This is a genomic window from Lentzea sp. NBC_00516, assembly GCF_036346835.1.
In the GTDB taxonomy this organism is placed as follows: domain Bacteria; phylum Actinomycetota; class Actinomycetes; order Mycobacteriales; family Pseudonocardiaceae; genus Lentzea; species Lentzea sokolovensis.
This window is the reverse complement of the sequence record NZ_CP107840.1, coordinates 3270584-3290056: the sequence shown is the minus strand read 5'-3', so window position 1 is coordinate 3290056 and position 19473 is coordinate 3270584. Positions and strand designations below refer to the sequence as shown.

Here is a 19473-nt window from a genome sequence, read left to right as displayed (position 1 = left end):
TCTTCCTACCTTCTCGCGACCGGCCCCGTCGACCGCCGAAAGTCGTGACCGGCCAGTTGGGACGCCTTGTCGAGGAACGGGTTCGGGTTCGCCGGGCACACCGTCCCCGCCGCGGGCAACGCTCCGCTGAGCAGGTACGAGTGGATGTGGTCGATGGCGCACTGGCTGCGCCGGTACGCGATGTGCCCCCAGCCCGCGTACTCCAGCAGCCGGCTGTTGGGCAGCTGCTTCGCCACGGCCCGTGCGCCCCGGAAGTCCGTGGAGCCGTCGAACCGGTTGCCCACCACCAGAACCGGCGCGGACGTGCGGGCCCGCCACGGCCCGGTGTAGCGGTCCTCGTTCACGGGCCAGTTCGCGCACGCGCTGGTGCTCCACCACCAGTAGGGGCCGAACTCCGACCCGGCCTCCGCGTAACGGGAGACCGCCCGGTACTCGCCGAACGTGCGCGGGAACTCGGTGTCCGCGCACATCGTGCCCAGGTTGGCGTCGAAGAAGTTGTCGTAGACCGGGGCCGACGCCGCCGACAGGCCTGTAGCCGCGTCGGAGAGCTGATCCAGCACCGCGGCGACGTCCGTCCAGCTCTCCGAGGCGAACCCGGCGAACAACGCCCACTGGATCACTGCGTCGTAGGTCCACACCTCGGTGCCGAGCGTGATCGGCTTGGCGCGCACCGAGTCCAGCAGCGCCAGCCACCGTTGCTTCGAGTTCGGTCCGAACGCGCACGAGGCCTCGTCGCAGAGCCGGAAGAACTCGTCGAGCACCTCCCGGGTGGCGATCCGATCGGACTCGATCTGCCGCCCGCTCGACCAGAGTTCGGGGTTCAGCACGCCGTCGATCGCGAGGGCGCGGACGTTGTCCGGGAACATGTTCGCGTAGGTCGTGCCGATGTACGAGCCGTACGAGGTGCCGAAATAGGTGAGCTTGCGGTCGCCCAGCGCGCGCCGCAGCAGGTCGAGGTCACGCACGACGTCGGCGGTGCTCATGTGCCGTGCGATCGGCTGGTCGCACTTGGCCGCGAGCGAGCGGTAGCGGTCGAAGAACGGCCGTTCCTGCGCCCGCTGGTACGGGAAGATCGGGCCTGCGGCCAGGAACTCCGCCCGCTCCTCGTCGGACGCGAAGCAGCGCAGCGGGTTTGATCGGCCGATGCCGCGCGGGTCGAAGCCGACGACGTCGAACCGGCCCTGCACCCCGGCCGACATCTTCTCGCCCCACGCCCACACGTAGTCGATCCCCGACGCGCCGGGCCCGCCGGGGTTGAAGAGCAACGAGCCGATGCGTCCTGCCCGGTCGGTGGCGGGTTTGCGGGTCAGTGCCACCGTCGTGGTCGCGCCGCGTGGGTCGTCGTGGTCGAGCGGCACGGTGACCGTGGCGCACTCGAAGCCGGGGCGTGCCGGCTCGCACGGGCTCCAGGCGACCGGCGCAGTGGCGGGCGCGGCCTGAGCCGGTGGGGCGAGGACGACCACGAGCGCCACCACGGCGCCGAGCACGGTGAGACGCATGGAGCGTTCATAGCCGCGCTCAGTCGGCCCGTCGATGCTTTTGGCGAACTCCCAGATGGTCGGCGATCTGGTCGTGGATGGGCGTACCCATCACGATCGGGTTCGCGGGGGGAGCCTGGGTTGTTGGTCCGGGTGCTTCCTGGGTCTCCGGCATGGGGGGAGCGTAGGCATGGTCATTGACACCTCAAGGACGCTGATCAAGAAATCACCAGGGTCATACCCCAAGAGGTGAATCCGGTTCCCCCGATCTATACCGAGCGTGGGACAGGGCAGCTGCTACGTGACTACCTGTGGGTGGTACCGATCGAGTGAATCGATATTCCTCTGCAACGTGGAATCTCATCGGCCGGACACGGAGTTTGCGTGATCTCGCGGAGATGCTGAACGATCGGGTTCAAGGTCGGGCGAGCGTGGAGCGTGGGCGATGGTCAGCGGTAAGCCGGGCATCGCCAAGCGGCAGCTCATCCTGCTCACCGGCAGGGCGCACCCGGAACTGGCCGAGGCCGTGGCCAAGCACCTCGGTGTCGCCATCACCCCGCAGGCCGCCTACGACTTCGCCAACGGCGAGATCTTCGTGCGCTTCGAGGAGTCGGTGCGCGGCGCGGACGCGTTCGTCATGCAGAGCCACAGCGCGCCCGTCAACGACTCGCTGATGGAGCAGCTGCTGATGGTGGACGCGCTGAAACGCGCCTCGGCCAAGCGCATCACCGCCGTCGTGCCGTCGTATCCGTACGCGCGCCAGGACCGCAAGTACGCCGGACGTGAGCCTGTGTCGGCGCGGCTGGTCGCGGACATGTTCAAGACCGCGGGCGCCGACCGGATCGTGACGGTCGACCTGCACACCGCGCAGGCCCAGGGCTTCTTCGACGGCCCGGTCGACCACCTGCACGCGATGTGGCTGCTCTGCGAGCGCGTCCGCGGCCGCTACCAGGGCGAGGACCTCACGATCGTCTCCCCGGACGCCGGCCGCACCAGGCTCGCCGAGAAGTGGGCGGACCTGCTCGGCGGCTGCCCGATCGCGTTCATCCACAAGACGCGCGACCCTTTGCGCCCCAACGAGATCACGTCCAACCGCGTCGTCGGCGACGTCGAGGGCCGCACCTGCGTCGTGGTCGACGACATGATCGACACGGCGATGACGAGCACGACGGCGGCACGCCAGTTGCTGGAACAGGGCGCGAAGGACGTCGTCCTCGTGGCCACGCACGGCGTGCTGTCCGGTGAGGCCCACGACCGGCTCATCGCGAGCAAGGCCCGCGAGGTGATCCTCACCGACACGCTGCCGATCCCGGACGAGAAGCGGTTCCCCGGCCTGACCGTGCTGAGCATCGCGCCGCTGCTGGCGCGGGCGATCGGCGAGGTCTTCGAGGACGGCTCGGTGACGTCGCTGTTCGACGGCAACGCCTGACTTCCGGGAAGCTCGCGCCGCCGTCCCGTGTTGCTATGGGGCATGGGCGACTTGCGAGTGGAGACCTCGGCGAAGCGGGTCCGTGCGTACTTCGGTGGCGAACTGGTCGTGGACGCGACCTCGCCGCGCCTGGTCTGGGAGGTCCCGTACTACCCGGCCTACTACCTGCCGCTGTCCTCGGTGCGCGTCGAGCTGAGGCCGACGGGGGAGACCAGGGGCGACGGCGTGGTCCACGACGTGGTCACGCGGTCCGGCACGGCCGAGGGCGCCGCGCTGACCTATCCGGACTCGGCGGAACTGCGGGACCTGGTCCGGTTCGAGTTCGCGGCCATGGACGAGTGGCTGGAAGAGGACGAGCCGATCTACGTCCACCCGCGTGACCCGTACAAGCGGGTCGACGTCCTGAGCAGCTCACGGCACGTGCGGGTCGCGCTGGACGGGGTGACGCTGGCGGCCTCGTCGCAGCCGCGGATCCTGTTCGAGACGAGCCTTCCACCGCGCTACTACCTGCCGTTGAGCGACGTTCGATTCGATCTGCTCAGGCCGTCGGAAACGCGGACGCAGTGCCCGTACAAAGGGACCGCCGCGTACTGGTCGGTCGAGGTGAACGGCGTGACCCACGAGGACCTCGTCTGGATCTACCGGGAGCCGCTGCCGGAGAGTCAGAAGGTCGCCGGAATGGCGTGCTTCTACAGCGAGAAGGTCGACCTCTTCGTCGACGGCGAGCTCCAGGAGAAGCCGAAGAGTCCCTGGTCATAGCTACTCTCGGCGAGACTCAGTTCACACACTGCAAACTTGCAGTGACTGCAAAACAATCCGTACCCTTGCCCTCGTGAACCAGCCGGGGGAGAGCTTGCGCGACCGCAAGAAGCGCCGCACGCGTGCCGCGCTCGAGCGGGCGACCGTGCGTCTCGCCGCCGAGCGGGGCTACGACCACGTCACCGTGGAGGAGATCGCCGCCGAGGCCGACGTCTCGGTGCGCACGTTCTTCAACTACTTCGCGAGCAAGGACGAGGCCCTCATCGGCGCGGACCCCGAGGCGGGCCCGCGCATCGCCGAACGCATCCTGGCCTTTCCCGGCGAGGTCTCGCCGTTCGACGCGTACCGGCGCTCGATCCTCGCGGAGATCACCGACGAGCTGAACAACGCACGCGACCTGTGGCTGCTGCGCAAGGAAGTCCTGATGCAGCGGCCGGACCTGCTGGTCCGCGCGTTCGCCAACAGCGCCGAGTCCGAGCAACTGCTCGCGAACGCCGTGGGACAGCGGGCGGGGCTGCCCGAGTCCCACGTGTACCCGCGGCTGCTGGTCGCCGCCGGGAGCGCCGCTTTCCGTTGCGCCGTAACGCGATGGGCCCTGGACGACAGCGTCGCCCTGGGTGAGTTGGTCGGCGAGGCGCTCGCCCTGTTCGGCACCGGGCTGGCTCACGTACCGCATCATCACGAAGGGGGATCATGAGCATCGAGGCAGAACCAACACCGGTCCACAGCAAACGCGAAGTCGTCCAGGCCATGTGGGGCCTGATGCTCGGCATGTTCGTGGCCATCCTCGCCGGCACCGTCGTCTCGAACGCGTTGCCGCGCATCGTCTCCGAGCTCGAAGGCTCGCAGTCGATCTTCGCGTGGATCGTGACGACCGAACTGCTCGCGATGACCGCGACCGTGCCGTTGTGGGGCAAGCTCGCCGACCTGTACAGCCGCAAGCTGCTGATCCAGGCGTCGCTGAGCCTGTTCGTCGTCGGCTCGCTGATCGCGGGCTTCTCGCAGAACATCGAGATGCTCATCATCAGCCGCGTCGTGCAGGGCCTGGGCGCCGGTGGCGTCACGGCACTCGCGACGATCGTGATGGCCGCGATGATCCCGCCGCGTGAGCTCGGCAAGTACTCCGGCATGTTCGGCGCGGTGTTCGGCGTCGGCACCGTCGCGGGCCCGCTCATCGGCGGCGTCCTGGTCGACACCTCGTGGCTCGGCTGGCGCTGGTGCTTCTTCATCGGCATTCCGTTCACCCTCGCCGCGATCTACATGCTCCAGCGCACCCTGCACCTGCCGGTCGTGCGCAAGACCGAGACGAAGATCGACTACCTGGGCGCGTTCCTGATCGTCTCCGGCGTCTCGACCCTGCTGATCTGGTCGTCGCTCGCCGGCCAGAAGTTCGAGTGGGCGTCGGGCTGGACCGCCGGCCTGGTGTCGCTGGGCGTGCTGCTGCTCGTGGCCGCCGTCCGCGTCGAGGCCACCGCGCACGACCCGATCGTGCCGCTGTCGATCTTCCGCAACCGCACCGTCTCCCTGGCGACCATCGCCAGTGCGCTGGTCGGCATCGCGATGTTCGGCGGCACGGTGTTCCTGTCGCAGTACTTCCAGCTCTCGCTCGGCAAGACGCCGACCCAGGCCGGACTGCTCGGCCTGCCGCTGATCTTCGGCCTGCTCGTCTCGTCCACCGTCGCCGGCCAGCTCATCACGAAGTTCGGCAAGTGGAAGGCGTTCCTGGTCGCCGGCGGCGTGTTCATGGTCGGCGGCATGCTGCTGCTGTCCACCATCACCGCGCAGACGACCGTGTTCATGGTGTCCGTGCACATGTTCGTGCTCGGCGTCGGCGTGGGCCTGATGATGCAGAACCTGGTCCTGGCCGCGCAGAACGACGTGCCGGCTCGCGATCTCGGTGCCACCACGTCCACCCTGACGTTCTTCCGCTCACTGGGCGGCGCGATCGGCGTCTCAGCACTGGGCGCCGTGCTCGCGAGCAAGGTCTCGTCCCTGGCCGCCGAGAAGTTCGGCGCGATGGGCGGCACCGGCGGCGAGAACAAGGTGCCGGACATCTCGGTGCTGCCGCCCGAGATCAAGGCCGTGATCGCCGACATCTACGCGACGGCGACCGCGGAGATCTTCCTGGTGGGCGCGCCGTTCGCGGTGCTCGCGCTGCTCGCGGTGGTGTTCATCAAGGAGAAGCCGCTCAAGGAGACGAGCGGTGACGACCGGCTGGCCGCGGAGATGGCCGCGGGTCACTGAATCTCTTGCTCACGGCTGTGGCCCTCGACGTTCGTGGTCGGGGGCCACAGCCGTGTTTCAGCAGGCGCGGACGGCGTCCGGTGTCCACCGCTCGTCGCCGTCGGAGGCGTAGCCGTCCCAGGGGTCGTCCTCGCCCGTTTGTCGCACGTTCCGGACTGGCGGCAGGTGAACTCGTTCGGGAACTCGCCGCCTTGGAGGACGCGGAGTGACGCGACCGGCGTTCCGGTCCAACAGGTGACCCCTGACTTTCGTCGGGGGTCCGCCCTGCCTTTCAGGTCGGGTCTCCACGCACGTTGATCCATACGTTCTCTCCCATGAACATCTGGGGTGCGGCGCTCACGCTGCTCGTTTCCACCTACATGGGCGAGGCCTCCTATCCGGGCGTCGCCGTCGCGATCACCAAGGGGGACCAGGTGGTCGCGGTCCAGGGCTTCGGGCACGACTCCACCGGGGCCCCGATCACCGAGAACACGAAGATGGCGATCGCCTCGGTCAGCAAGTCGTTCACGGCGCTGGCGGTGCGGCAGCTCGCGGACGCCGGCAAGATCGACCTCGACCGGCCGGTGTTCGACTCTCGCGTCACGCCGCGTCAGCTGCTCGCCCACAAGTCGGGGATCAGCGACCGGACGTTGCCGGAGAAGAGCCTGAAACAGCCCGGCAGTCCGGCCGAGGCGGTGGAACGGGCGCGGGAGGCACTGCGGCAAGCCGTGCCGGACAACGAGTTCCGCTACACCAACACCAACTACCACCTGGCCGCGCGGCTGGTCGAGGTGGCGTCGGGCGAGAACTTCAACGCATACCTGAAGAAACACGTCTTCGAGCCCTTGGACATGAAGGACACCGTCGCGATCGACGTGACACCACGCGATCTGCCGCCGGACTACCGCAAGGGCCACGGCTACGCGTACGGGTTCTCGGTTCCGCTGACCGAGCCGGACCGGTTCGTCACAGGATCGGACGGCGTGATCACCACGGCCGCCGACATGGCGAAGTGGCTGGCCGCGCAGCAGAAGCTCGCACCGCAGGACGGCATGGGCTGGGAGGCCGACCAGCAGGGACGGTTGCGGCACAGCGGGATCTGGTTCACCGGCACGGCCGGGCAGCTGCTGACGGCGTCCGGGTACGGCATCGCGGTCATGGCCAACAGCGGGATCACGCTCGGCAACGAGGGCACGTACGGGCTGGAGAACGGGATCGCCGACGTCGTCGAAGGCAGGACGCCGCCGGAGCCGGAGTCGTACCGGCTGCTGACCGATCTGGTGCTGGCCGCGCTCACGCTGTTGTCGGTCGGGCTGGGGATTCGAGCGCTGAGGAGGCCCCGGAGGTTCCACAAGGCGTGGCAGGTGCTCAGGTTCGTGCCGCTGGGCATCCTGCTGGCGTTGCCCACGCTGCTCGGGCTGCTGTACGGCGGCGGGCGCGACATCACGTTCTTCCAACTGGCGCACTATTCGCTGCCTCTTGTGGTGTGGTTGGGCGTGTCCAGCGTGATGAACCTGAGTGTTGCGGTCGCGAGGTGGCGGCGATGAGGACGGCAGCGCTCGCGGGGTGTGTGGCGGCGGCGGTCGCGGTGTCGTTCGCGATGCAGACCAGCGTTCCACCGTGGACGGTCGCGGTGTGGGGGCCGTTGTTCGTGATCTCGTTCCTGCTCGGGCGCCGCACCGAGTCCGCCTGGACGGCGCTGGTGCTGCTGGGGGCGGTCGCCGGCGGGCTGATGGCGCTGGCGGTGGTGGGGCTGTCGGTCGCGTTGCCGTGGTTCCTCGGGCGGGTCGCCCACCAGCAGGCCGCGCTGGCCGCCGCCACCGTCGAGGCCGCTCACCTGCGCGAACGCACGCGGATCGCGCACGAGGTCCACGACCGGCTCGGGCATGAGCTGAGTCTGCTGGCGTTGCGGGCGGGTGCACTGGAGATGACGTTGCCCGCCGCGCACCAGGCCGCCGCCGCGCAGCTCCGGGAGACGGCGGCCGACGCCACGGAACGGTTGTCGGAACTGGTGTTCCTGCTGCGCGACGGTGAGCCGCCGGTGGACCACGACCTCCAGGATCTCGTCGACCGTGCCACCAAGGCCGGGATGCACGTCGAGTTCACGACAGACGGCCCGATTCCGTCCACAGTGGAACAGACCGTCCGAAGAGTAGTACAGGAGGCGCTGACGAACGCCGCCAAGCACGCGCCGAAGTCGTTGCTGCGGCTGAGCATCACCACCAGCGAAGCCACGACCGTGATCGAGGCGGGCAACGACGCCGGACGACGGCGCGGCGCGGGCAGCCGGTTGGGGCTGGTCGCGCTGCGCGAACGGGTGCGGCTCGCCGGGGGTAGCCTGCGCGTCAGTCGTGGCGGCGGCCGGTTCGAACTGGTCGCCGTGCTACCGCACTCGGGGGACTCGTGATTCGCGTACTGCTCGCCGACGACGAGACGATGGTGCGCGCGGGCGTGCGCGCCATCCTCGGCTCCGACCCCGAACTGGACGTCGTCGCGGAGGCATCGGATGGACGCGAGGCGATCGACCTCGCGTTGAAGCACCGGCCCGACGTCGTGCTGCTGGACATCCGGATGCCGCGCCTCGACGGACTGGAGGCGGCGACGGAGCTGGCACGGCTGGGGTTCGGCGTCGCGATGCTCACGACGTTCAACGACGACGGCTACCTGGAACGGGCGCTGGACGGCGGCGCGCGCGGATTCCTGCTGAAGTCAGGCGATCCGCGCGAACTGATCGCGGGCGTGCACGCGCTCGCGTCCGGCGGCGCCTACCTGGCGCCGAAGGTGGCGGCCAGGATGATCAGCCGGTTCCGCGGCGGCCGGATCGGGCAGGCGCGCTCTCGGATCGAGACGCTGACCGTGCGGGAACGTGACGTGCTGGCGTTGCTCGGCCAGGGCCTGTCGAACGCGCAGATCGCCCGCCGCCTCGACCTGGTCGAGGGCACGGTGAAGGGGCACGTGAGCGCGATCCTGAGCCGCCTGGGCGCGGAGAACCGCGTCCAGGCGGCGATCGTCGCCCACGAAGCAGGACTAGGGCCTGTGTCGAGGTCTGGTCCGCGATAGCCGGGCCCGAGGCGGCCCCTGGCGGCACGGCCGAACGACCCACGTACAACACCGGTACGCGGGCCATTCGGCCGCACCACCAGGAACCACCTCAAGCGCGACTCTCATCGACCCAGACCTCGACACAGGCCCTAGAACGGAAAGTGGCCGTGCTCGCGGGCGACGGTGACCCAGCGGGTCGCGGAGAACGCCTCGATGCCCCACCGGCCGCCGAACCTGCCGTAGCCGCTGGACTTCACGCCACCGAACGGCGCCTGCGGCTCGTCGTCCACCGTCTGGTTGCCGACGTGCACGATGCCGGTGCGGATCCGTTGCGCGAGAGCGAGACCGCGCCGCGAGTCCTCGGTCAGGATGCCCGCGGTGAGACCGTGCTCGGTGTCGTTCGCGATGGCCACGGCCTCGTCGTCGTCTTCGACGGGAACGACGACGACCGCCGGGCCGAAGATCTCCTCCTGGAAGACGCGCATGGACGGAGTCACGCCGTCGAGCACGGTCGCGCCCCCGTTGCCACCGGCGCGCACGGTGGCGCCGGCCTCGACCGCCTCGGCCACCAGCGCGGCGACACGGGAAGCGGACCGCGGGTTGATCACCGGGCCGATCACCGTGCCGGGGTCGGCGGGATCGCCGTGGGGCAGCGAGCCGACCTTGGTGGCGAGCTTCGCGGTGAACTCCTCGGCGACCGACCGGTGCACCAGGATGCGGTCGACCGACATGCAGATCTGGCCGGCGTTGTGGAACGCGCCGAACGTCGCCGCGTCGACCGCGTGGTCGAGATCGGCGTCGTCGAGCACCAGCAACGAGTTCTTGCCGCCGAGCTCCAGCACGGCGGGCTTGAGGTGTTGCGCGGCAAGGGTTCCGACGATCCGGCCGACCTCGGTCGAACCGGTGAAGTTCACGGCGCGCACACGGGAGTCGGTGATCAACGCCTCGGCGACCGCGGCGGCGTCGGCGGGAGCGTTCGTCACGACGTTGAGCACGCCCGCCGGCAACCCGGCCTCGCGCAGCACGTCGGCGATGAACAGCCCGGCCGCGATCGGCGCGTCCTCACTGGGCTTGAGCACCACGGTGTTCCCGGCTGCGAGCGGCGCCGCGACGGCCCGCGCGCTCAGGATGACCGGCGCGTTCCACGGCGCGAACGCCGCGACCACGCCGAGCGGTTCGCGCATCGCCAGCGACAGCTGGCCGGGCACCTCGGTCGTCAGCACCTCGCCGATGGGCTGGGTGACGGCCGCGGCCGCCTCGCGCAGGATGTTGGCCGCCAGCATGACGTTGAACCCGGCCCACCCGCCGACACCGCCGACCTCGGCGGCCATGATCGCGACGACCTCGGCCGTCCTGGTCTCCAGTTCGTCCGCGGCCCGCAGCAGGATCCCGCGCTTCACCGACGGTGTCGTCGCCGACCACTCCGGGAAGGCCACCTGAGCAGCGTCGACGGCCCGCGTGACGTCCGCGGGACCGGCAGCCGCCACAACGGCGTACACCTCGCCGGTGAAGGGGTTGAGGTCGTCGGTGGTGCGGCCGTCCAGCGCGGGAACGCTGTCGCCGCCGATGAGGAGCTCACGCTTGTCGCTTGCCACGGTTGACGATTCAACCGTCAGACAGGCTGATCATCCAAGTCCTGCTTCCGGTGGGTGGAAACTGGGCTCCAGCATCCGGCCGATGCCCCGTGCCGCCACCTGCAACGCCGCCACCAGTCGCGCCCGCACGTTGCGCAGGTCCGGCACCACGATCCCGAGCGCCGCGACGACGTGCCCCTCCACCTCGACCGGCACCGCCACGCTGCACGCCCCGAGCGTCATCTCCTCGAACGTCTGCGCGTACCCGTCGCGCCGGATCCGGTGCAGCTGCGCCCGCATCCGGCCGGGCTCCGTGACCGTGAACGCCGTGATCCGCGTCAGCCCGTGCGTGAGCACCTCTTCCTGAATGTCCGCGGGCGCGTGCGCGAGCAACACCTTCCCGACCCCCGTGGAGTGCAACGGCAACCGGCTGCCGGTCGAGCTCACGATCGGCACCGACGCGTGCCCCGACACCCGATCGAGGTACAGCACCTCGGCGCCCTCCCGCACGGCCAGGTGCACCACCGCCCGCGTCGCCGCGTGGATGTCGTGCAGGAACGGCTCCGCGACCCGGCTCAGCTCCACCTCGCCGGCCGCGAGCAACCCGAGCCGCCAGATCCGCCGCCCGATCACGTACTCGCCCGAGTCCAGCCGCCGCACCGCGCCCCACTCCGAGAGCTCGGCCAGCAGCCGGTGCGTGGTGCTGATCGGCAACCCGCAGCGCCGCGCGATGCTGCTCAGGGTCTGCCGCCGATGCCGGCCGTCGAACGTGCCGAGCAGCGACAGCAGCTTGGAGGAGACGGTGGCGGCCACCTGAGGATTCTGCACGCTCCGGTAGAACTGGGCACGTGACGTACCTCGGTGAAGGCTGGGACACCACCGCGTTCCTGGTCGGCGGGCGCTGGGTGGAACGACGGCCGCACCGTCCCGAGATCGAGCCGCAGCTCGTGCGCGAGACGGTGGTGATGCCGTGGCTCGCACCCGTGCTGCCGCTGCCCGTCCCGGTGCCGGAGATCGTGTCCGAGGACCCGCTGGTGGTGCGGCACGAGCTGGTGCGGGGCGAGGAGCTGACCCGGTTCGACGCGGCTCAGGGGCGGCAGCTGGGGGAGTTCCTGCTGGCGCTGCACGCGGTGCCCGTGGCGGAGGCGGAACGACGAGGGGTCGGCCCGATGCCGTTGCCCGTCGACCGCTTCCGGGCCGAGGTGCGGGTGCCCGGCGGCGACGAGCTGCTGGCCGGGATCGACGGCCTGCCCGCCGACACGCTGGTGCACGGCGACCTCGGCACCGAACACGTGCTCGGCGGCGACGGCGTGCTGACCGGCGTGATCGACTTCGGTGACCTGCACATCGGTGACGCGGCGATCGATCTCGCGTGGGCGCTGCACTCCACGTCCCCCGAGTTCGCCCAGGCCTTCGCCGAGACCTACGGGGTCACGCCGGAACTGCGTGAGCGGGCGTTGTTCTGGCACCGGCTCGGGCCTTGGCACGAGGTTCTGCGCGGCAACGACACCGGCGACGTCGAGATGACGAAGATTGGGCTGGCTGGAGTACTCGAACGGCTGATAACCGGGTAACCGGAGGCAGACAGCCACGATCGAGGAGGACGACATGCCTTGGGTTCGCCGCCACCGCCGCAGCGCCCCGTACAGCTTCTTCCGCAGCACCACGGTCCGCAGCCACTACCGCAGGCCGCAGGGTGCGATGTGGATTCCGATCGTCGTCGCGATCGCCGTGATCGTGCTGCTCATCGCCTTGTTCTGAGGGTAGTGTCGAGGGCATGGGACAGTTGGGCGAGTTGTTCCCGGGCCCCAAGGTCCGCCGCGAGGCGACGGACGCGGGCACCGGTGAGGACTACGAGGAGACCGGACCTCTCGATCTGACGGCGGGCGCGGTGCGCTTGAGGCCGCGCCCGAAGCCGGTTCCGGCGCCCGAGAGCGACGAGTGATCACCGGTACTACCCTTGGCCGGTGCTAGCCGGCCTGCTCTTCCTCATCCCCGCTCTTTTCTTCGTCATCGGGATGGTGCGTGACCGCCGCAGGCTGAGCAACGCCGTGTGGCTCGGCATCTCGCTCCTGATGCTGCTGCTGTTGCTGGCGGAGGCCGGGCGGGACAACCCGGTGCTGAGCCTGCCGCTGCTGCTCGCGTTCATGCTGGCCGTGCTCGGCCTGCTGCTGCTCCCACTGGCGTTGCTGGCCAACGGCCTGGTGATGGTCCGCCGCGAGGGCAGGTCGCTGGGTAACCTGCTGTCGCTGCTCGCGGGCCTCGCCCTGCTCGGCGAGATGATCTACTTCTTCTGGGGCATCGCCCAGCCCAACGACTGGATCCGCGGCACCGCCATCGGCCTGTTCCTGATGTCGGGGTACATCGCGTTCTTGTTCGTGAGCCTCCTGCTGTACTCGGTGGTCTACGGCCGCACGGGTCGCCGCCACGGGTTCGACGGCATCGTGGTGCTCGGCGCCGGCCTGATCGGGTCCCGCGTGCCGAAGCTGCTGGCGAACCGGCTCGACCGCGCGATGCGGCTCTACCACCGCGACCGCGAGGCCGGCCGGTCACCCGTGCTCGTCGTGTCGGGCGGGCGGGGCTCGGACGAGGACGTCTCCGAGGCCTTCGCCATGCGGGAGTACCTCCTCGAACGCGGCGTGCCCGACGCCGACATCGTGATGGAGGACCAGGCGACCACGACCGAGGAGAACCTGCGCTACAGCAAGGCTTTGCTCGCCGAACGAGGACTCAACGGCCGGGTCGTCGCGGTCACGAACAACTACCACGTGTTCCGCACCGCCGTGCTCTCCCGCAAGCAGGGCCTGCGGCTGCAGGTCATCGGCGCGCCCACGGCCTGGTACTTCGTGCCGAGCGCGTTCCTGCGGGAGTTCGTGGCGCTCCTGGTCCGCAACCCCGTCGTGCACGGCCTGGCGTGCGCCGTGCTGATGGCTGGCGGGCTCGCGCTGACCCAGATCGGTTAGCCCAGGAGTTCCTTCATCTCGGTGATCTCCTGCTGCTGACCGTCGACGATGGCCTGCGCGAGCTTCTTCGCGCCCTCGTCCTTGCCCTGGGCCAGTTCGGTCCTCGCCATCTCGACGGCACCTTCGTGGTGCTTGATCATCATGTCGAGCCACAGCCGGTCGAACTCGGCGCCGCTGGACTTCTCCAGCTTCGCCATGTCGTCGTGGCTCATCATTCCGGCCGTGTCGTGGCCTGTGTGGTCCTGCTTGGCCGCATCCCACTGCTGGAGCCACTCGTTCATCTGAGCGATCTCCGGGTCCTGCGCCTTCTCGATGCGAGAGGCGAGGGAGCGGACCTTGTCGTTGCCGCTGCGCGACGGCACGAGTTTCGCCATCTCCAGTGCCTGCTCGTGGTGGGGGACCATGCCTTGCGCGAACGTGACGTCGGCAGCCGTGTTCGCGGGACCGCCGCAGGCGCTCAAAATGAGCATGCCGACGACAGCCCCGATGAGGGACTTCTTCAAGGTTTTCTTCTTCTCTCTGCGTTTGTGGACAGTGCTGAAAGGACTGATGAACTCAGTTCCGCAGCACACAGAGAGTCGTGAGGAGCTGTCTTCCGCCCGGTGGCGGACGTTGCGGGGTGCTCAGCGGCGGTTCGGCGGGAGGGGCCGCGAGCCGGGGGAGCGCCGTCCGGACCAGGAACCAGCCCAGCAGCACGACGGCCACGGCGACCAGCACCGCGAGGCACAGGTGCAGCAGGTCGTGCTCGTGCGGCTGTTCCTGCTGGTGGGACATCGTGTGCTCGGCGTGCGGAGTCTCCGCCGCTGCGACATGGTGCATACCGACGACCGAGAACACGAGCGCGCACAGCAACACCCACTGGGTGAGCCGGCGCCTCGTCATGTGACACACCCTACGGGGGTATGGCTTGATACGGATACCCCCTAGGGGTACCGTTCGGCGCGACGCTGAAGGAGGAGGAGATGGACCACGCTCCCGCGAGTCTGACCAGGCAGGCGATCTCCGCGACGCTGCACTGCCTCACCGGCTGCGCGATCGGCGAGGTGTTCGGCATGGTCATCGGCACGGCGCTGGGCTGGGGCAACCTCGCCACGGTCGTGCTGGCCGTGGTGCTCGCGTTCGTGTTCGGCTACTCGCTGACGATCCGCCCGGTGCTGCGCTCGGGCCTCACGTTCAAGGCGGCGCTCGGGGTGGCGTTGGCCGCGGACACCGTGTCGATCGCGGTCATGGAGATCGTCGACAACGCGGTGATGCTGCTCGTGCCCGGCGCGATGAACGCCGGCCTCGCGAACTGGGTGTTCTGGGCCGCGCTGGTGTTCTCGCTGGCCGTCGCGTTCGTGGTGACGGTGCCGGTGAACCGCTGGATGATCTCGCGCGGCAAGGGCCACGCGGTCGTCCACCAGCACCACCACTGACGGAAGAAGGCCGGGGCGGGATGCCCCGGCCTTCCTCTTGGTCAGGCGCGGCTGAACGCCATCACCCAGTTCGTCTCCCAGGTCTCGCCACCGTCGTAGGAGAACTGCTGCTGCCAGACCGGCTCGGTGCCCACGGTCCAGTCGAACCGCACCTTCACCGCGTGCCCGCCGACCACGTCGTCGCCGAAGAACACCCCGTGCCCGTCGTCGAACCGACCCTCCAGAGGCGGGTCGAGGTGCCCGGGAGCGCGGGTGGAGGCCCACCAGATGCGCCAGACGTCGTCGGCAGGGTCGTACTGGCGCAGGGTCATGCCCTCCCAGTCGTCCGCGAAGACGCTGTCGATGATCGCCGCGCCGCCCAGAAGCGGTCGGGCTTCGGCCTCCGTCTCGAACTCGACCCACTCGGTCCCGCGGCCGAGGATGTCGGCGATCTTGCGGTTGGCCACCCGCCACCGGCCGTGCAGGAAGTTGAAATCGTTCTCACTCATGGAAAGGACGCTAAACCGATTCACTGACACCTTTTGTCAGTGATCGAGTATTGACGCAAAGGTCTGGACCATTTTACGGTTCCTGCCAGTGGCCGCCGCCCTAGCCAGGAGGTCCTTTCCCTTGCGACTGCTCGCCAGAGTGGTCCCGGTGCTAGCTCTGCTAGCCGGGACCGTGATAGCCGTGACCAACGCGCCCACCGCAGCCGCAGCCCACGAGGACTGCCGGCCGGACGGGCTGTACAAGACGCCGGGTGTCGAATCGCCGTACTGCACGGTCTACGACACCGCCGGCCGCGAGAACCTGGGGGACAAGTCCAGACGTGTCATCGGGTACTTCACCAGCTGGCGGACCGGCAAGAACGGCCAGCCCGGGTACCTCGCGAAGGACATCCCCTGGAACAAGGTCACGCACCTGAACTACGCGTTCGCGCACATCGACGCCCAGAACAAGATCTCGGTCGGCGCGAACGACGCGAACAACTCGTCCATCGGCATGGAGTGGCCGGGCGTCGCCGGCTCCGAGATGGACCCGTCGCTGCCCTACAAGGGGCACTTCAACCAGCTCACGAAGTTCAAGAAGCAGTACCCGAACGTCAAGACGCTGATCTCGGTCGGCGGCTGGGCGGAGACCGGCGGCTTCTTCAACGCCGACGGCACCCGCAACGCGTCGGGCGGCTTCTACAAACTCGGCCAGAACCAGGCCGCGATCGACACGTTCGCGGACAGCACCGTCGCCTTCCTGCGTCAGTACGGTTTCAACGGCGCTGACATCGACTACGAGTACGCGACGTCGAACAACCACGCCGGCAACCCGGACGACTTCTGGATCTCCAACGCCAACCGCGGCACGCTGTGGGCCGGCTACGAGAAGATCATGAAGACGTTGCGCGAGAAGCTCGACCGCGCCGGTGCAGCCGACGGCAAGCACTACCTGCTGACCGCCGCCGTGCCCGCCTCCGGCTGGCTGCTCCGCGGCCAGGAGGCTTACCAGGTCACCAAGTACCTCGACTACCTCAACGTCATGAGCTACGACCTGCACGGCTCGTGGAACCAGTTCGTCGGCCCGAACGCCGCTCTCTACGACGACGGCAAGGACGGCGAGCTCTCGGCCGGTGGCGTGTACACGGCACCGCAGTACGAGGGCATGGGGTACCTGAACACCGACTGGTCGTACCACTACTACCGCGGCGCCATGCAGGCCGGACGCATCAACATCGGAGTGCCGTTCTACTCGCGCGGCTGGCAGGGCGTCACCGGTGGCACGAACGGGTTGTGGGGCAAGGCTCCGCTGCCGAACCAGTCGCAATGTCCGCCCGGCACCGGTTCGTCGGTCGGCTCGACCACGCCGTGCGGCAACGGCGCGGCCGGCATCGACAACATCTGGCACGACGTCACCGCGGGTGGCGCCGAGGTGCCGTCCGGTGTGAACCCGTTGTGGCACACCAAGAACCTGGAAGCCAAGATCACCGGTTCGTACTCCTCGCAGTACGGCCTGGACCCGGTCAACGACCCGACCGACCGCCTCACCGGCACGTACGCGCCGTACTACGACTCGACGCTGAAGTCGCCGTGGCTGTGGAACAACGACAAGAAGGTGTTCCTCTCCACCGAGACCGAGCAGTCGATCGCGGAGAAGGCCAAGTACGTCAAGGACAAGGGCCTCGGCGGCATCATGATCTGGGAGCTCGCCGGCGACTACCGGTTCGACTCCGCGAAGAACGAGTACTTCATGGGTGACACGCTGCTGTCGACCATCAACACCGGCCTGAACGGCGCCGCTCCTTACGGTGCCCAGAAGGCTGCGACGCAGCAGACGCAGTCCCTGGCCGTCGACGTGGACATCTACGGCTACGCGTTGGGCGACAACAACTACCCGATCACGCCGAAGATCAAGTTCACGAACCGCTCGACCGTCACCATCCCCGGTGGCACGAAGATCGCGTTCGACTACGGCACCAGCGCGCCGGGCAGCATGGCCGACCAGTCCGGCTTCGGGCTGAAGATCGTGTCGAAGGGACACAGCGGGTCCAACGTCGGCGGCCTGAAGGGCGACTTCCAGAAGGCGGAACTCACCCTGCCGTCGTGGCAGTCGCTCGCGCCGGGCGCGTCGATCGAGCTGACCGTCAGCTACCAGCTGCCGATCTCGACGCCGTCGAACTTCGTGTTCACGTTCGGCGGCCAGTCGTACGCGATCACCGCGGACTACCCGCGCATCGGTGGCGGCAACCCGCCGACCTCCACGACGACGACCACCACGACGACGACCACGTCGAACCCGCCGGCCTGCTCGCTGCCCGCGTGGGAGAGCGGCAAGGTCTACAACGGCGGCAACGACGTGTCGCACAAGGGCCGCAAGTGGCGGGCCCAGTGGTGGACGCAGAACGAGGAGCCCGGAACCACGGGTGAGTGGGGCGTCTGGCGTGACCAGGGCGCCTGTTAATCAGTTCTAGTCAGGAAACTGTCAGGCGCGGGGCTTAGGCTGTTCATCGTGACCGCCCAAGACCCGCGCCTGCAGGAACTCCTCCTGCTCCGCAAGGTCCGCGACCGGATCGACCGCGAGTACCGGCAACCGCTGGACGTCGCGGCGCTGGCCCGCGGCGTGCACCTGTCCGCGGGGCATCTGTCGCGAGCGTTCCGCGCGGCGTTCGGCGAGTCGCCCTACAGCTACCTGATGACCCGCCGCATCGAGCGGGCCATGGCGTTGCTGCGCCGGGGCGACATGTCCGTCACCGACGTCTGCTTCGAGGTCGGCTGCACCTCGCTCGGCACGTTCAGCACCCGCTTCTCCGAACTGGTGGGCATGTCTCCGAGCCAGTACAGGAAGGTCGCCGGTGAGGACGGCCAGGGCATCCCGAACTGCCTGGCCAAGGCCGTGATGCGGCCGATCAGGAATCGAGAAGCGGCGACCGGTCCGTCCGATTAGGTTGACCGGCATGTCAGTCATCATCGCCGCGGCCTTCCTGCCCGCAGACGACCCCGAGAAGTCGCTCGGCTTCTTCCGCGACGCGCTCGGTTTCGAGGTCCGTCAGGACGTCGGCCAGGGCACCATGCGCTGGATCACCGTCGGCCCACCCGGCCAGCCCGACACCGGCATCGTGCTGCACCCGCCCGCCGCAGACCCCGGCGTGAGCGATGAGGAACGCCGCACGATCGCCGTTCTCATGGCGAAGGGCGTCTACACGGCACTTTCGCTCGCCACCAAGGACCTGCAGGGCACGTTCGACCGTGCGCGCGCATGGGTCGAGAAGTCAGGTGCGGGCGAGGTGCTGCAGGAGCCCGAGGACCAGCCGTGGGGCGTGCGGGACTGCGCGTTCCGCGACCCGGCCGGCAACCTGGTCCGCGTCAACCAACTGTGAACGTGGTGCCCGGCGCGGCGTGGTCGACCTGCCCCGCGTACCGGGCCGAGGCACGGGCGACCGCTTCCTGAGGGCTCAGGAAGCGGCCCACGTGCGTGACGACCAACCGTCCCGCGCCCGCCTGGGACGCCGTCTCACCTGCGTCTTCTGGCGTGTGGTGGGCCATGTCCGGCGTCTTCTCGGTGCTCTCGGCCTCGCACAGCAGCACGTCGGTGCCGCGAGCCAGTTCGACCAGGCTCTGGCACGCCGCGGTGTCGCCGGAGTAGGTCAGCGAGCGGCCCTCCGCCTCGATGCGCACGCCGAACGCGGGGATGCCGTGCTCGACCGCCGCCGTGGTCAGCCGCAGCGAGCCGACGGTCGCCTGGTGGCCGTCGTGCAGTTCGGTGATCGCGAACGCGTCCTCGATCGGGCTGCGCACCGGCCCGTTGGTGAGGAACCCTGCGAGGCGGTCGGCGATGCCGGGCGGGCCGTACAGCGGGACCGGTGGGCGTGAGACGTCCGCGAACAGCAGGGCGTAGTAGGCGGTGAGCAGGTCCGCGCTGTGGTCGGCGTGCAGGTGCGAGATCCAGATCGCGTCCAGGTCCTCCAGCCGCGTGTGCCGCTGCAACGGGCCGAGCGTGCCGGTGCCGGCGTCCATCCACACGCGAGTGTCGCCGTGTGACACCAGATAGCCCGAACACGGGTTGTCCGTGCTCGGGTACGGCGTCGCGCACCCGAGCACGGTCAGGCTGAGGTCCATCGGTCAA

The 19473-nt window shown here is 69.0% G+C and carries 22 protein-coding genes; 15 read left to right on the top strand and 7 right to left on the bottom strand.

The genetic code is table 11. The features are described 5' to 3' along the window. Window positions 1-5: 5 nt before the first annotated feature. Window positions 6-1499, bottom strand: a complete 1494-nt coding sequence (locus OG205_RS14705) for an alpha/beta hydrolase (RefSeq protein WP_330276794.1) — start codon at window positions 1497-1499, stop codon at window positions 6-8. A 424-nt stretch (window positions 1500-1923) separates the two neighbouring features. On the opposite strand from OG205_RS14705, the gene OG205_RS14700 reads away from it, so the two are divergent. The 7 genes from OG205_RS14700 (at window position 1924) to OG205_RS14670 (ending at window position 8949) form a co-directional block, all read left to right on the top strand. Beyond that, complete coding sequence (locus tag OG205_RS14700; protein WP_330276793.1) at window positions 1924-2907, top strand: ribose-phosphate diphosphokinase; 984 nt, start codon at window positions 1924-1926, stop codon at window positions 2905-2907. A gap of 42 nt (window positions 2908-2949) precedes the next feature. Next, entirely contained in the window at window positions 2950-3666 is a 717-nt protein-coding gene (locus OG205_RS14695; RefSeq protein ID WP_330276792.1) for a DUF427 domain-containing protein, read from the top strand. Window positions 3667-3739: 73 nt separating this feature from the next. Then, window positions 3740-4363, top strand: a complete 624-nt coding sequence (locus tag OG205_RS14690) for a TetR/AcrR family transcriptional regulator (protein ID WP_330276791.1) — start codon at window positions 3740-3742, stop codon at window positions 4361-4363. Then, complete coding sequence (locus tag OG205_RS14685; protein ID WP_330276790.1) at window positions 4360-5910, top strand: MDR family MFS transporter; 1551 nt, start codon at window positions 4360-4362, stop codon at window positions 5908-5910. The genes OG205_RS14690 and OG205_RS14685 overlap by 4 nt, the downstream gene beginning before the upstream one ends. Window positions 5911-6224: 314 nt before the next feature. After that, window positions 6225-7436 (top strand): serine hydrolase domain-containing protein, encoded by a 1212-nt coding sequence (locus OG205_RS14680; RefSeq protein WP_330276789.1) that lies wholly within the window; start codon window positions 6225-6227, stop codon window positions 7434-7436. After that, entirely contained in the window at window positions 7433-8296 is an 864-nt protein-coding gene (locus OG205_RS14675) for a sensor histidine kinase (protein ID WP_330276788.1), read from the top strand. Before OG205_RS14680 ends, OG205_RS14675 begins: the two co-directional genes overlap by 4 nt. Next, complete coding sequence (locus OG205_RS14670) at window positions 8293-8949, top strand: response regulator transcription factor (protein WP_330276787.1); 657 nt, start codon at window positions 8293-8295, stop codon at window positions 8947-8949. Before OG205_RS14675 ends, OG205_RS14670 begins: the two co-directional genes overlap by 4 nt. Window positions 8950-9080: 131 nt before the next feature. Here OG205_RS14670 and OG205_RS14665 read toward each other — a convergent pair whose 3' ends face one another. Both OG205_RS14665 and OG205_RS14660 read right to left on the bottom strand, forming a co-directional pair. Then, window positions 9081-10526 carry an aldehyde dehydrogenase family protein gene (locus tag OG205_RS14665; protein ID WP_330276786.1) on the bottom strand — a complete coding sequence of 482 codons (1446 nt, stop codon included), beginning with the start codon at window positions 10524-10526 and terminating at the stop codon, window positions 9081-9083. A 30-nt stretch (window positions 10527-10556) separates the two neighbouring features. Beyond that, window positions 10557-11318, bottom strand: a complete 762-nt coding sequence (locus tag OG205_RS14660; RefSeq protein WP_330276785.1) for an IclR family transcriptional regulator — start codon at window positions 11316-11318, stop codon at window positions 10557-10559. Between the two features lie 35 nt (window positions 11319-11353). On the opposite strand from OG205_RS14660, the gene OG205_RS14655 reads away from it, so the two are divergent. From OG205_RS14655 to OG205_RS14640, 4 genes are read left to right on the top strand one after another with little or no spacing between them, the layout of a single operon-like run. Further along, window positions 11354-12079: an aminoglycoside phosphotransferase family protein gene (locus OG205_RS14655; RefSeq protein WP_330276784.1), complete on the top strand. Its 726-nt coding sequence runs from the start codon at window positions 11354-11356 to the stop codon at window positions 12077-12079. Between the two features lie 34 nt (window positions 12080-12113). Further along, window positions 12114-12266, top strand: coding sequence for a hypothetical protein (locus OG205_RS14650; protein ID WP_330276783.1), 153 nt, complete (start codon window positions 12114-12116; stop codon window positions 12264-12266). 16 nt (window positions 12267-12282) lie between these two features. Beyond that, window positions 12283-12450, top strand: a complete 168-nt coding sequence (locus tag OG205_RS14645; RefSeq protein WP_177320962.1) for a hypothetical protein — start codon at window positions 12283-12285, stop codon at window positions 12448-12450. Between the two features lie 22 nt (window positions 12451-12472). Next, window positions 12473-13468 carry a YdcF family protein gene (locus OG205_RS14640; protein WP_330276782.1) on the top strand — a complete coding sequence of 332 codons (996 nt, stop codon included), beginning with the start codon at window positions 12473-12475 and terminating at the stop codon, window positions 13466-13468. On the opposite strand, the gene OG205_RS14635 is transcribed toward OG205_RS14640, so the two are convergent. Both OG205_RS14635 and OG205_RS14630 read right to left on the bottom strand, forming a co-directional pair. Then, complete coding sequence (locus OG205_RS14635; protein ID WP_330276781.1) at window positions 13465-13971, bottom strand: DUF305 domain-containing protein; 507 nt, start codon at window positions 13969-13971, stop codon at window positions 13465-13467. The genes OG205_RS14640 and OG205_RS14635 overlap by 4 nt on opposite strands. 52 nt (window positions 13972-14023) lie before the next feature. Then, window positions 14024-14350, bottom strand: coding sequence for a hypothetical protein (locus tag OG205_RS14630; RefSeq protein ID WP_330276780.1), 327 nt, complete (start codon window positions 14348-14350; stop codon window positions 14024-14026). An 80-nt stretch (window positions 14351-14430) separates the two neighbouring features. Here OG205_RS14630 and OG205_RS14625 point away from each other — a divergent pair, with 80 nt between their 5' ends. Continuing rightward, window positions 14431-14883 (top strand): DUF4396 domain-containing protein, encoded by a 453-nt coding sequence (locus OG205_RS14625; RefSeq protein ID WP_330276779.1) that lies wholly within the window; start codon window positions 14431-14433, stop codon window positions 14881-14883. A 41-nt stretch (window positions 14884-14924) separates the two neighbouring features. On the opposite strand, the gene OG205_RS14620 is transcribed toward OG205_RS14625, so the two are convergent. Further along, window positions 14925-15371 (bottom strand): hypothetical protein, encoded by a 447-nt coding sequence (locus OG205_RS14620; protein WP_330276778.1) that lies wholly within the window; start codon window positions 15369-15371, stop codon window positions 14925-14927. A gap of 181 nt (window positions 15372-15552) precedes the next feature. On the opposite strand from OG205_RS14620, the gene OG205_RS14615 reads away from it, so the two are divergent. From OG205_RS14615 to OG205_RS14605, 3 genes are read left to right on the top strand one after another with little or no spacing between them, the layout of a single operon-like run. Continuing rightward, window positions 15553-17811 (top strand): glycosyl hydrolase family 18 protein, encoded by a 2259-nt coding sequence (locus OG205_RS14615; protein WP_330276777.1) that lies wholly within the window; start codon window positions 15553-15555, stop codon window positions 17809-17811. Window positions 17812-17850: 39 nt separating this feature from the next. Continuing rightward, window positions 17851-18294: a helix-turn-helix transcriptional regulator gene (locus OG205_RS14610; RefSeq protein WP_442916821.1), complete on the top strand. Its 444-nt coding sequence runs from the start codon at window positions 17851-17853 to the stop codon at window positions 18292-18294. A 10-nt stretch (window positions 18295-18304) separates the two neighbouring features. Further along, on the top strand, window positions 18305-18727 hold the full coding sequence (locus tag OG205_RS14605; protein WP_330276776.1) for a VOC family protein: 423 nt from the start codon (window positions 18305-18307) through the stop codon (window positions 18725-18727). Here the strand turns inward: OG205_RS14605 and OG205_RS14600 are convergent. Continuing rightward, a complete protein-coding gene (locus OG205_RS14600) occupies window positions 18714-19466 on the bottom strand; it encodes an MBL fold metallo-hydrolase (protein WP_330276775.1) in 753 nt (250 codons plus the stop codon). The genes OG205_RS14605 and OG205_RS14600 overlap by 14 nt on opposite strands. Window positions 19467-19473: the final 7 nt, after the last annotated feature.